Origin of the sequence: Nocardia callitridis (genome assembly GCF_039543305.1) — a bacterium.
Classification (GTDB): domain Bacteria; phylum Actinomycetota; class Actinomycetes; order Mycobacteriales; family Mycobacteriaceae; genus Nocardia; species Nocardia callitridis.
Window position 1 is genome coordinate 148,418 of record NZ_BAABJM010000002.1, and the last position, 12,653, is coordinate 161,070.

The following is a 12,653-nucleotide window of genomic DNA, read 5'->3' on the forward strand; positions in this document are numbered from 1 at the left end:
CGCTCAGTCCTCGCTGCTGGTCCGTTCGCCGAGAAAGCGCAATAGGAGCGGGTCGCGCGATGCGATTCGCTCCATCTCCGTACCGCCAGCGCAGTCATAGAGTCCGACGACCACCGAATCGCCCGTGTGTGCGAGCACGCGCCACAGCGCGCCCGACTGCTCCCAGCGCCGCAGCGCCGCCACGTCGGCGGAGTCGTCGAATCGCGGATCTTCCTCGGTCATCGCTCAGCCGGGGACGGTGACGGGGTCGTCGCAACTTGCCGTCGCGTCGGTGAACGAGCAGGCCGCCGGCAGTCGGGTGGGTCGGTAGTTCCTCGGCACGCCACCGGCTTTGGTGATCGCGGTATAGGCGGCTACCGCGTCGGTGGGTTTGCGGGTCAGCGTGGGGTCGGTCAGCACGTCGACGGTGTAGAGGCCGAAACGTGGTGTGTAGGAACCCCATTCGTAATTGTCGGTCAAACTCCAATAGTTGTAGCCGATCACGTCGATGCCGTCGGCCCTGGCGCGTTGCAGCCAGTAGACGGTGTCGCGCAATGAGTCCGCCCTGGTGTAGCCGTCGGCGCGGGTCGCGCCATCGCGTGTCGGCATTCCGTTCTCGACGATGTAGAGCGGGACGCCGGGGAATTGTCGCGAATAGTGTTGCAGCGCATAGTAGATCCCCTCCGGCTGCAAGGGATTGCGCCAGAGTTCCGACAGCGAGAACTGGGTGAGCGAATCGGGGGAGAGGCCGTAGTAGTAGTCGATGCCGATGAAGTCCAGCCGGGCGCTGATCTGATCGATCATCGGCTTGTTCACCACGTCGTCGCCACCCGGAATGTAGGCGACATTACTCGTCACCATGGCATCCGGCTGCACCTCGTGAATGTGGTCGTAGATGCTGTTGTGCGCCTGCGCGATTCGGTCCTGCATCATGGGCACCGCCCACGGCGAGATCCCGCCGTGGCGCAGTTCGTTCACGATGTAGAACGCGGGTTCGTTGAAGGTGACCCAGAGCGGGTCGTAGTCGGCGTAGCGGTCGACGATGCGTGTCGCGTAGGCCAGCCAGTCCCCGACGATCCCCGCGTTGTTCCAGCCGCCTCGATCGACTTCCCAGCCGGGGTAGACCCAGTGATCGAGGGTCAGCATCGGGCGCATACCGGCCGTGCTGATCGCCGCGATCACGTCGTCGTAGAACGCCAACCCATTTTTGTCCCACTCGCCGGGTTTGGGCTGCACTCTCGCCCATTCGATACCGATGCGGTACACCTTCACGCCGAGTCGGGCCGCGAGTGCGATATCGGACCGGTAGCGCGTGAAGAAATCGATGGAATTCAGATAGGGGTCCTCGGTGCCGCCCGCGGCGACATACCGCGACCAATTGCTGTCGGGCGCATGCCCTTCGGATTGATATCCGGATGCCGCGACACCCCAGAGAAAGTCAGGGCCGAGCGGCTCGATCTGTTCGGGCGGCTCCGGGCGCGCAGTGGCCGTGGTGGTTGCGCCGATCGCGAATGCCGCGGTGGCTGCGGCGAAGGTGGCGAATGCGCGACGACGACTGTGTGATCGCATCGAACTCCTGTTTTCCGAACGGACCGACGTGTTCGTGGACCCCCTGCACGTACGCCGGGTCGCCGGTGGTGCCACGAACACAGACTACTGGTCGGTTGTCCGTTTCCGTGGAATTCGCGGTTGTGAGAAAACGGTGTCGTCGCGGCCCCCGATTGGGATTCGCTGTGCCGTTGCCCACCTAACCCTTTACCTCGGTGCGGCAATGGCTCGGGCGCGACCACTCGGCGTTCGAACACGGTGGTTACCATCGGGTGGGCCACGCCATCCGTAGAGGGAGAACAATGTGACTGAAACTTCGTCGCTTCGTCGTCTCGGTAATTCCGGTCTCGCGGTGTCGGTTGTCGGGCTCGGCACCAACAACTTCGGCATGAAACTCGACTTCGAGCACAGCAAGGCCGTGGTGCACGCCGCGCTCGATCACGGCATCACGCTGTTCGACACGGCCGATTCCTACGGTGACTCCGAACATCGGCTCGGCGAGATCCTGCAAGGCCACCGCGACGATGTCGTGATCGCCACCAAGTTCGGCAACGATGTCCGGCGCCTCGGTCAGGACAACGGTCTCGATTGGGAAGCGCGCGGCTCGCGTCGCTATATCCGTCGCGCGGTGGAGAACTCGCTGCGTCGGCTGCGCACCGACTGGATCGATCTGCTCCAGCTGCACCGGCCCGATCCCGCGACCCCGATCGAGGAAACCCTTTCCGCGCTGGACGATCTCGTGCGCGAGGGCAAGGTGCGCTACCTGGGGCATTCGAACTTCAGCGGCTGGCAGACCGCCGACGCCGAGTGGGTCGCGCGCACGCGTCACCTGGAGCGTTTCATCAGCGCGCAGAACAAATACAGCCTGCTCGAGCGGGGGATCGAGGCCGACCTCGTGCCGGCGCTCGAGCACTACGGCATCGGGCTGCTTCCGTTCTTCCCCTTGGCCAGTGGCCTGCTCACCGGCAAGTACCGCCGCGGCGCCGCCGCACCGGAGGGTAGCCGAATCCAGGCGTGGAATCGCGAATCCGTGCTCACCGACGCGACTTTCGATGTACTGGAGCAACTGGAGGCGTTCGCCGAGGAGCGTTCGGTCACCCTGCTCGATGTGGCGATCGGCGGTCTGGCCGCACAGCCCGCGGTCAGTTCGGTCATCGCTGGCGCGACAACGCCGGAGCAGGTCGCGGCCAATGTGCGCGCGGGACAATGGCAACCGACCCTGGCCGACCTCGCCGAGATCGACCGGATCACCGCGCGGGACAGCGCCGCCTGAGCCGTGCCGAGTGCTGGCACCCGGCACGGCCGCTCGATCAGTCGCGCAGCGCGAGTGCTTGTCGCATCGACAGCCGCGCCTGGGTCTGCATCAGCGATCGGCGGTAGATCTTCTCGGCGACGATCACGATCCCGTAGGTCGCCACCGCCATGACGATCAACGACAGGATCGGCTCCCACCACGCGGCGGTGCCCTCGGCCATGCGACTGGGCATGGCGACGATGGAGACGACGGGAATATAGGACGCGACCACGCGGGCGGTGCCGCTGAGGAAGATTCCGGCGAACAGCACGATCATGATCAGCATCGACAGTGGAGTAGCGGTCGACTGCAGGTCCTCGTTGCGCGTCGCGAGCGATCCCGCAACCGCCCACAGGCTGGCCTGTGCGAGGAAACCCACCACGAAGAAGACAACGAACCAGCCTGCGGCGCCGCCGATCTGGGCGACCTGATCACCTCTGCCCGTAGCCGCCAATCCGATCAGTCCCGCCCCGGCGAACAGGACGAGCTGGACGAAGGCCATCACGGTATTGCCGACCACCTTGCCGATCAGCAACTGCCGCAAAGGTATCGCGCTGGCCAGAATCTCGACGATGCGGTTCTGTTTCTCCTCGACCACGCTCTGCGCTATGGACATGCCGAACAGCAACGATCCCAGATAGAACAGGAACGCGAAAACGAACGCGACGACCTTGGCCAGGCCGGGATCGATCGCGGCCGGGTCGAGCAGGTCGTAGGCGACCGATCCGCCCCTGCCGAGTTCCTCGGTCGAGGTGCCTGCCGCGCGAGCGTTCTGCTCGAACGCGATCGCCTGCGCGGCGGCGGTCAAGTAGGTCGCGGCGTCGTCGTCGCGTTCCGACTTGCCGACCAGTCGCCATCCGCCCGGCTGCGTGGGGACCAACCCGACGTCGGCCGATTCCGCGTTCACCTGCTGTCGCACGGCCGCCTCGTCGCGCGCGGGGTGGGTGTTGAAGGTGACGTTCTTGTCCGCGGCCTCGGCGAGCCGGTTGGCGGTGGCGACGACCTGGTCGGCGGAGTCGCCGGTGATCGCGATATCCACGGTCTCGGTGCGAGCCGAGACGAACCCGCTGATGGCCAGCGACGCGATGATCGCCACGATGGTGAAGACCGTCGAGAGCAGAAATCCGCGGTCACGTAGCTTCACCGTGATCTCGCGGGTGGCGACCAGTCGCCACACATCCCTCGGTGCCGAACGCCGCTCGGTCGAGGTGGTCATGCGGTCACCTCGCGATAGATCTCCGATACCGACGGGCGAACTTCGGCCAGTTCACGCACCGAGCCGCGAGCAAGCGCCTCGGTGAGCAGCTCGCGCGTCGAGGTGCCCTCGAGTTCTAAAAGCACCGTGGCCCCCTCGGTTTCGAGTACGCGCACGCCGGGGAAGGCGGCGACCCACCCGCTGTCGCCATCGACAACGAGTCGATATTTGACGCGAGCACTGCCGCGCAGATCCGGCACCGAGCCCTGGGCGACCACCCGGCCATTCGCGAGAATCACCAGTTGGTCGCACAACCGCTCCACGAGATCCAGCTGATGGGAGGAGAACAGCACCGGCACATCCTGTGCGGCGTACTCCTGTAACAGCTCGACCATCGAGTCCACCGCCACCGGGTCGAGCCCGGAAAACGGTTCGTCGAGAATCAGCGCGGCAGGCTCGGCGATGACGGCGGCGGCGATCTGTACCCGCTGCTGATTGCCGAGCGAGAGCGACTCCAGCTTGTCCTTAGCTCGGTCACCGAGGTGAAACCGCTCCAGCAATTGCGCGGCCCGTTGCCTGGCCGAGCTCGCGGAGCTGCCGCGCAGCCGTGCCAGATAGACGAGCTGATCGAGCACCGGTTGCTTCGGATAGAGTCCGCGCTCTTCGGGCATGTACCCGAACGAACGACGATCCGCCGCCGTCACCGGCTGTCCGTTCCAGCGCACCGCGCCGTCGTGAACGGCAAGTACTCCCATGATCATTCGCATGGTCGTCGTCTTGCCCGCACCGTTTCCACCGACGAACCCGGTCAGCACCCCGGGCGGCACCGTGAACGACACATCATCGACGGCGACTTTGTCGTCGAATCGGCGCACCAGGTGCGCGGCTTCCAACATCGAGCTCCCCTGTCTGGCATCGGATCGGCCCCAACCCTACTGGGCGGTGCGCAGTGGGGTGTCCGATACGTCGGGGTCGGGCGTGCCGAGCGTGACCAGGTCCGGGTCAGGTCCGTTTCAACGCGCCGATGCTGAGCGATCCGCTCGCCCCCGCGGGCACACCTTGCTCGACTCGGCGCACATACCCGGACGGGTCCTTGTCGACGGAGCGCACACCCGCGAAGTTCCTGGCCTCGTACGCGGCGAAGGCGACAGCGAGTTGGTGCCGTTGCGACACCCCCGTCAAACGGCGAAAATCGGTGAGCCCCTCGCGTTCTTCCTCGGCCATGTGATCGCTGTTGGCCAGGTTCGACGCGGCGACCGCCGCGAACCAATCGTCGGTGCCGACGGCGTAACGCGCGACTTCGGCGACCGCGTCCCTGATCTCGTTGTGATCCTCGATCGCGTCGAGCGTCTCGTCCTCGACTCCGTCCTTGCGCCGGGCCGCGACGCCGACGCGCAGGAGTTCCGGGTAGAAGATCTCCTCCTCGGCCTGGGCGTGCAGTTCCAGGAAGCTGGCCAGCCGATCCCAGATCAGGGACAGTACGTCGGTCTGCGAGCGGTCGATCTCCTCGAGGATCGAGAACAGCCGCCGCTGCTCTTGATGGTCATCGAGGATCAGCTGGGTGATGTCCACAAATTCCTCCTGATAGGCGCGATGGTTGTGCACGACAGTTCCCGATGTACCTCCCGCCGTGGATGTTATGCGTCGGGGGAGCGGGCGACGGCGTTCTCGCTGATCGCGTCGGGTTCCGGCTTGCTCGAGCCGGGGGAGTGGCGCACCCGGCTCGATGCTGGTCACGTTCGGGGTATCTGTGCGAAAGCGATTGTCGAGGAACGAAATCGGGGTTTTACGGATGGCCGAGACGCGTCGGTTACTCAGGCTATAGGCGGTATATAACATGCGTCTACTGAAATATGCGCATCTAAACATGTGTCTCCGAATCAACGGTCGGCACTGTCACCATCACAAACAAGTTCCAAAAAAGCCTGGACAGGGAAGGGTGGAAGCGCTTCGTGGGAGCGGAGTCGGCTGGTCTGCCGTACGGCCGGGAGCGGTCCTGGTCTCGTCCCTGGCGCACCGCATGTGCGGAGCTACGGTGCGCCAGGAGATCGAGCATCCGCTGGCCTACGACGAGTGCGCTTGTCGCAGGCCGGGTTCAGTGCGCCGCCCGCGCGGGTTCTTGGGGACCGGCGTCGGGGTGTTCGTCCTCGAGGACCGGTTCGGCGAGCCCGATCTTGGCGTGCAGGCGACGCATCCATGCCGGTGCCCACCAACAATCGTCGCCGAGCAGCTTCATGACGGCGGGAACCAGCAGCATGCGCAGGATGGTGGCATCGATGAACAGCGCCGCGATCATGCCGTAGGCGATGTACTGCATCATCACCAGATCGGAGAACGCGAACGCACCGGTGACCACGAGCAGGATGAGCGCGGCCGCGGTGATGATGCGGCCGGTGTTGGCGGTGCCGATGCCGATGGCCTCGGTGGTTGTCGCGCCCTTCGCTCGCGCTTCGACCATGCGTGACAGGAGGAAGACTTCGTAGTCGGTGGACAGGCCGTAGATGATCGCGATGATCAAGATCAACACCGCCGATTGGATGGGCTGCGGCGTGAAATTGAGGAACCCGGAGCCGTATCCGTCGACGAAGATCAGGGTGAGGATGCCGAGCGTGGAACCGAGGCCGAGCGCGCTCATGAGCGCCGCCTTGATCGGCAGAATCAACGAACCGAACGTCAAGAACATGAGCAGGGTGGTGAGCGCAAGCACCACCACGACCATGAAGGGGATGCGCCCGAGTAGTCCGTCGATACCGTCCTTTTGAATGGCCGGTTGGCCGCCCACCAGCATCGTGACGCCCTCGGGCTGGGGCAGCGAGCGCAGGTAGTCGATCGTCTTGTTCGGATCGGCCGTGTCCTCGAGGTGTGTTTCGGTGCGATAGACGTCGTCTCGGGTGGGTGAGCTGCTCGGCACCGGGAAGTTGCCGGTGAGGCCGGGGGCCTTGTCGGCGTCTTCGAGGAGTGAACCGACGGCGGTGGTGTCGTCGGTGACGAAGACGAGTTGGATCGGATCGGTTTTCCGTAACGGGAACGCCTGATCGAAGTCCTGCTGCGCGGTGCGCGTCTCGTTGTCTGGCGGCAGGTAGGTTTCGCTGAATCCGCCGAAGGCGATGTTCTTCATCGGGATGATGAGCAGAACAAGGCCGAGGAAGATCGGCACTGCCACCTTCAGCGGATGGCGCATCACCCAGCGCGTGGTCTTGCCCCAGAATCCGGCCTCGACCTCCTCTGCGGTCTTGGTGCGGCGGAACCATTTGAGGCCGAACCGATCCACGTTCGGCCCGAGGATGGCGAGGACCGCGGGCAGAATCGTCAGCGCGGTGAGTGCGGCCAGGGAAACGGTCGCGATCGCGCCGTAGGCGAGTGATCGGAGGAAGCCTTGCGGGAACAGCAGCATGCCGCCGAGGCTGACGATGATCATCGTCGCGGAGAACACGACGGTTCGGCCCGCCGTCTGTACCGATCTTCGCACCGCGGTAGGTGTGTCGTACCCTGCGGCGAGTTCTTCGCGGAATCGGCTGACGATAAAGAGTCCGTAATCGATGGCGAGGCCGAGGCCCACCATCGAAACGACACTGGAGACAAAAGAATTCACTTCGGTGAATTCGGTGATGAATCGGACGATGCCGTTGGCACCGATGATGGTGAGACCGCCGACGATCAGCGGCAAGGCCGCGGCGACAACGCCACCGAAGATGAAGAACAGCAGCACCGCGACGGCGGGAATGGCGATGACTTCCATGCGGCGAACATCGACTTCGAGCGTTTCGCTGAGTGTCCCCGCGACCGGTTGTAGCCCGGCGACCTGCACGGTGATTCCCGGAATGCTGAAGGCGTCGGACTCCTTGACCTTCCGGTAGTTCTTCATCGTCTCGGTGTCGTTGTCGCCCTTGATCGCGAGCGCGGCGAACGCCTTGTCTTTGTCGGGTCGACCGAAGAGGGCGGGCTGAGCGATTCCGGATTCGGTGGGCCAGTAGGCGCCGTTGATCTTGTCGATCTCGTCGGGGTGTTCGCGCGGCAGGCTGTTGAGGTTGTCGACGACGGCACGAGCGAATTCGGGGTCGTCGACGGTCTTTCCGGTGGGCGCGGTGTAGAGCAGCAGCACGTCGACACTGTGGTCGCGGCTGAACGCGGCATCCGACAGGCGTGCGGCTTCGGCGGATTCGGAGGTGGGGTCGTCGAACCCGCTCGAACCGAGGCGGTCGTTGAGCCCGAGGCCGTAGCCGCCGAGCGCGAGTAGCGCGGCGACGACGAGTCCGATGACGGCGAATCGGCGGCGGACCACGAAATTTCCCCAGCGCGTGAACATTACGCGGCTCCGGGGGTTCGAAGCAGGCGTGGTGCCGAGGGGTGGCGGCCTGTCGGTGGTGCCGGCCGTTGTCGTCGGGCGCCGATCAGCAAGGGCTGCTTCCTTTCAGGGGGTACGCGGGCTGCGCCTCATCCAAGGTACCGACGATTCGAACGCGATCGCGGGTACGGCGAAGATAAGCTACCGGTGCGTAACCAGCAACGTGAGTTCTGCTGTGCAACGGTCGCGGCGATAAAAATGTGAGATGCGCCCCGCTTACGGCTGGGCGCTGCGCATCCGAAAGATACGCGTGCCAATATTCGGGGGTGGCGACGAAACCCTTGACCATGTTCGCTCGGTGGTTCGGTCGGCAGCGGTGGGCGATGCGCACGGCGCCGATGGTGTATCCGCTGGAACGGTTCCTGCGTCGAATCAGCGGTGGGCGCAAGGGGATTCTGGATCTGGCCGGGTTGCCCTCGGTGCGGATTACGGTCGCCGGACGCAAGACAGGCATCCCGAGGACCACTTCGCTGTTGTATGTGCCGTACCGGGGCAACATCCTGGTCGTCGGTTCGAATTGGGGTAGCCGGCAGCACCCCGTGTGGTCGGCGAACCTGCGTGCCGCCCCCTCGGCAACGGTGTGGCGTGCCGGCGAAGAGTTCGAGGTGACGGTGACCGAACTCGCCGACGACGAGCGCGCACGCGCGTGGCAGGCCGCCGTGGACTTCTGGCCCGGCTACCGGATGGAGGCGGAACTGTCGGGCGGTCGGCGCTTCCGGGTGTTCGAGCTCGTGCGGAAGTAGCGCTCGGTACGCAGGGAACGGTAGGGCCGCATGCGGTGGTTCGTTGTCGGCCGTGGGTGATCGCATTGAGGTGGCGCGGCAGTACCGCTGCGGCGTCGGGGACCGTAATAGCCGCACGTGGTGCGGTGGTTTGTTGCCAAGCCTGGGCGATCGCGGTGAGGTAGCGCGACGGTACGGCCGCGGTGCCGGGGTGGGGGACGTGTCGGTGGCTGCCTTTACGGTGGAGGCTATGACCACGCATCTGACGCATTGGGGTGCCTTCGAGGCCACCAGTGATGGGCGGCGCCTGACGTCGGTGCGGCCGTGGGCCGGCGACCCGGAACCGACGCCGTTGATCGAGAATGTCGCGTCGGCTCAGCATCATCCGACGCGTATCGATCAGCCCTACGTGCGGCGCGGCTGGCTCGAGCGCGGGCCCGGCGCCGAGGGGCGTGGTGACGAGCCGTTCGTGCCGGTGTCCTGGGAGACCGCGCTGAATTTGCTTTCGGGTGAGTTGGGGCGGGTGTATCGGGAGCACGGTGCGGAGTCGGTGTTCGGCGGTTCGTACGGGTGGGCCAGTGCGGGGCGGTTTCACCACGCGCAAAGTCAGTTGCACCGGTTCCTGAATTGTCTCGGCGGGTACGTGCGGCACGTCAACAGCTACAGCCTCGGCACGTCGACCGTCCTGTTGCCGCACGTCATCGGCAGCATCGGCTGGGTGTCGGATCAGGCGACCGCGAAGTCGGTGATCGCCGAACACACTGAACTGGTCGTCGCGTTCGGTGGTCTTTCGCCGAAGAACTCCGTGGTGTCGCCCGGTGGAGTGTCGCGGCACAACACGCGCGGGTGGATCGCCGACGCACGGTCGCGGGGGTGTCGGTTCGTGTCGGTCGCACCGTTGCGGGACGATATTCCCGGTGCGGCGCAGGCCGAATGGTTGGCCGGGCGGCCGGGGACCGACGCGGCGCTGATGTTGGCGTTGGCGCAGGTGTTGGATGCGGAAGGGCTGGCGGACAAGGCTTTTCTCGCCAAGTACACCGTGGGTTACGACAGGTTCGTGCGCTACGTGCGCGGTGCGGCCGACGGCGTCGTCAAAGATCCCGAGTGGGCCTCGGCGATCACCGGTGTCCCGGCCGACCGCATCCGCGCGCTGGCGCGGGAAATGGCGGGTTCGCGCACGTTCGTGACGGTGAGTTGGTCGTTGCAGCGCGCGCAATACGGCGAGCAGCCGCTGTGGTTGGGCATTGTGCTCGCGGCGATGCTGGGTCAGATCGGCTTGCCCGGTGGTGGATTCGGCCACGGCTACGGGTCGGCGCACGGTGTCGGCGAGTCCGCGCGGCGGTTCTCGCCGCCCGCGCTGCCGCAAGGCAGCAACGGTGTCGAGACCTTCATTCCGGTGGCGCGGATCGCGGATATGCTGCTGAATCCCGGTGCGTCCTATGAATACAACGGTCTGCGTCTGACCTACCCCGACATTCGGTTGGTGTACTGGTGTGGCGGCAATCCGTTTCATCATCATCAAGATCTGGCTCGGCTGCGGCGCGCGTTCGCCCGTCCGGAGACCGTGGTGGTGCACGACCCGTTCTGGTCGTCCACCACTCGGCACGCGGACATCGTGTTGCCGTCGACGATGTCGATCGAGCGCGATGACTTCGGTGCCGGGCAGAACGACGAGATCATGTTCCCGATGCGGGCGCTCACGCAGCCGCATGCCGCGGCGCGCGACGACTACTCGATCCTTGGCGAGCTCGCCGAATTGCTCGGTGTCGGTAAGGAATTCACCGAGGGTCGCACGGCCGACGAATGGCTGCGCCACCTCTATGATCGCTGGCGCGGCTGGCATCTCGACGAGGTCGAGTTGCCCGATTTCGATACCTTTTGGGCGAGTGAGCATCTGAATCTGCCCGTGCCGGATCGTGCGCAGGTGCTCGGTGTCGACTTCCGCGCCGATCCGCGCCGATTTCCGTTGATCACGCCGAGCGGCAAGATCGAGATCTTCTCCGACACCATCGACGGGTTCGGTTACGCGGATTGTCCAGGGCACCCGGTGTGGCTGGAGCCGGAGGAATGGTTGGGTGGGGCGGCGGCCGCACGTTTCCCTTTGCAGCTGATCGCCAACCAGCCGAAGTCGAAGCTGCACAGTCAGCTCGACGTGGGTTCGCACAGCCGCTCCACGAAGGTGGCGGGTCGCGAGCCGGTGCGGTTGCATCCCGAGGACGCGGCGGCCCGCGCGCTGCGCGACGGTGATCTGGTGCGGTTGTTCAACGAGCGGGGCAGTTGCCTGGCCGGGTTGGTGGTCGACGAGGCGGTCGGTGTCGGTATCGCGCAGCTGTCCACGGGTGCGTGGTACGACCCGGACCCCGCGGATTCGTCGTTCTGTCGGCACGGCAACCCGAATGTGCTCACCACGGACCGTCCGTCTTCGACCTTGAGTCAGGGATGCGCGGGACAGTTGGCGTTGGTGCAGATCGAGCGGTTCGACGGTGTGGCGCCGGAACTCACCGTCGACGGCCCACCCGAGTTGGTGCGTTCGGAGGCGTAACCGGCAGGGTTCGGGGAACCGGCGGTCATCGATCATGGTGGACGGCACTACGATTGCCTGGGTGACCGGATACGACGACTACCTCGACGGGCTCGATACCTCTACGCTGCCGCAGCGTCAGCAACGGATTCTGCTGACGATCCAGGAGTGGGTGCAGCGCCACGGTTACGCGCCGAGTACCCGGCAGATCGGTGACGCGGTGGGTCTGCGGTCTTCGTCGTCGGTGTCGAAGCATCTGAAGAGCCTGGAGGACAGGGGTTTTCTGCGTCGCGGGGACGCGGTGGCGCGCCCGGTCGATGTGCGCATGTTCCTGCGGCATGCCGGTCCCGCTGTGTCCGAGGAGAATTCGGTGACGGTGCCGGTGGTCGGCGATATCGCCGCGGGCACGCCGATCCTCGCGGAGGAGCACACCGACGACATGCTGATCTTGTCGCGTCAACTGGTCGGCAGTGGAACGGTGTTCGGTTTGCGGGTGCGTGGTGATTCGATGGTCGACGCGGCGATCTGCGATGGCGACATCGTGGTGGTGCGTCAGCAGCACGAGGCGCACTCCGGTGACATCGTGGCCGCGATGATCGAGGACGAGGCCACGGTGAAGGTGTATCGGCGACGCAACGGGCACGTGTATCTCGAACCGCGCAATCCGGCCTACGAGGTGATCGACGGCGACCAGGCGGTCGTGCTCGGCAAGGTGGTTTCGGTGATGCGGCGGGTCTAATTGGCGCGCGGTCCTCGCCGCCGCGACTGCCACCGTCTCGCCAGGAGCGCTTTTGTCTTTCGCTCTGCTGCTCCCCGCTCGTCAGCGAGTGCTGCGTGATCGACGGCGAGATCGTCGCTTCCGTACGCCGCACCGCACCCGGTGCGCAGCCTCGCGCAGCACCTGGTGACCGAGTACAGCCTGCTCGCGCACCTCGGCCTCGGCCGTCCGCCGACGACGAGGTCATAGCGACCCGATCCTGCGTGTCGGCGCATGCGCGTGCGAACCGGCGGCGAACTGCTGCGATGCTGACCCACGTACTCTGAGAATC

General features: G+C 65.4%; 10 protein-coding genes. 4 read left to right on the forward strand and 6 right to left on the reverse strand.

All coding sequences use genetic code 11. The features are described 5' to 3' along the window. Positions 1-3: 3 nt before the first annotated feature. Together ABEA50_RS09470 and ABEA50_RS09475 are read right to left on the reverse strand one after the other, a co-directional pair. A complete protein-coding gene (locus tag ABEA50_RS09470; RefSeq protein ID WP_345494864.1) occupies positions 4-222 on the reverse strand; it encodes a hypothetical protein in 219 nt (72 codons plus the stop codon). A 3-nt stretch (positions 223-225) separates the two neighbouring features. Next, complete coding sequence (locus ABEA50_RS09475) at positions 226-1,548, reverse strand: family 1 glycosylhydrolase (RefSeq protein ID WP_345494865.1); 1,323 nt, start codon at positions 1,546-1,548, stop codon at positions 226-228. 283 nt (positions 1,549-1,831) lie between these two features. On the opposite strand from ABEA50_RS09475, the gene ABEA50_RS09480 reads away from it, so the two are divergent. Beyond that, entirely contained in the window at positions 1,832-2,800 is a 969-nt protein-coding gene (locus ABEA50_RS09480) for an aldo/keto reductase (protein WP_345494866.1), read from the forward strand. A gap of 37 nt (positions 2,801-2,837) precedes the next feature. Here the strand turns inward: ABEA50_RS09480 and ABEA50_RS09485 are convergent, their stop codons facing one another. The 4 genes from ABEA50_RS09485 to ABEA50_RS09500 all read right to left on the reverse strand — a co-directional run bounded on the left by ABEA50_RS09485 (position 2,838) and on the right by ABEA50_RS09500 (position 8,322). Then, positions 2,838-4,037 carry an ABC transporter permease gene (locus ABEA50_RS09485; RefSeq protein ID WP_345494867.1) on the reverse strand — a complete coding sequence of 400 codons (1,200 nt, stop codon included), beginning with the start codon at positions 4,035-4,037 and terminating at the stop codon, positions 2,838-2,840. After that, on the reverse strand, positions 4,034-4,912 hold the full coding sequence (locus ABEA50_RS09490) for an ABC transporter ATP-binding protein (protein WP_345494868.1): 879 nt from the start codon (positions 4,910-4,912) through the stop codon (positions 4,034-4,036). The genes ABEA50_RS09485 and ABEA50_RS09490 overlap by 4 nt, the downstream gene beginning before the upstream one ends. Positions 4,913-5,018: 106 nt before the next feature. Beyond that, positions 5,019-5,588 (reverse strand): hemerythrin domain-containing protein, encoded by a 570-nt coding sequence (locus ABEA50_RS09495; RefSeq protein WP_345494870.1) that lies wholly within the window; start codon positions 5,586-5,588, stop codon positions 5,019-5,021. Positions 5,589-6,111: 523 nt separating this feature from the next. Then, positions 6,112-8,322, reverse strand: a complete 2,211-nt coding sequence (locus ABEA50_RS09500) for an MMPL family transporter (RefSeq protein ID WP_345494871.1) — start codon at positions 8,320-8,322, stop codon at positions 6,112-6,114. 305 nt (positions 8,323-8,627) lie between these two features. Between ABEA50_RS09500 and ABEA50_RS09505 the strand changes: the two genes are divergently transcribed. The 3 genes from ABEA50_RS09505 to lexA all read left to right on the forward strand — a co-directional run bounded on the left by ABEA50_RS09505 (position 8,628) and on the right by lexA (position 12,343). Further along, a complete protein-coding gene (locus tag ABEA50_RS09505) occupies positions 8,628-9,104 on the forward strand; it encodes a nitroreductase family deazaflavin-dependent oxidoreductase (protein ID WP_345494872.1) in 477 nt (158 codons plus the stop codon). A 229-nt stretch (positions 9,105-9,333) separates the two neighbouring features. Further along, positions 9,334-11,625 carry a molybdopterin-dependent oxidoreductase gene (locus ABEA50_RS09510; protein WP_345494873.1) on the forward strand — a complete coding sequence of 764 codons (2,292 nt, stop codon included), beginning with the start codon at positions 9,334-9,336 and terminating at the stop codon, positions 11,623-11,625. A 34-nt stretch (positions 11,626-11,659) separates the two neighbouring features. Next, positions 11,660-12,343, forward strand: coding sequence for a transcriptional repressor LexA (gene lexA / locus ABEA50_RS09515; protein WP_345494874.1), 684 nt, complete (start codon positions 11,660-11,662; stop codon positions 12,341-12,343). The last annotated feature ends 310 nt before the right edge of the window (positions 12,344-12,653 follow it).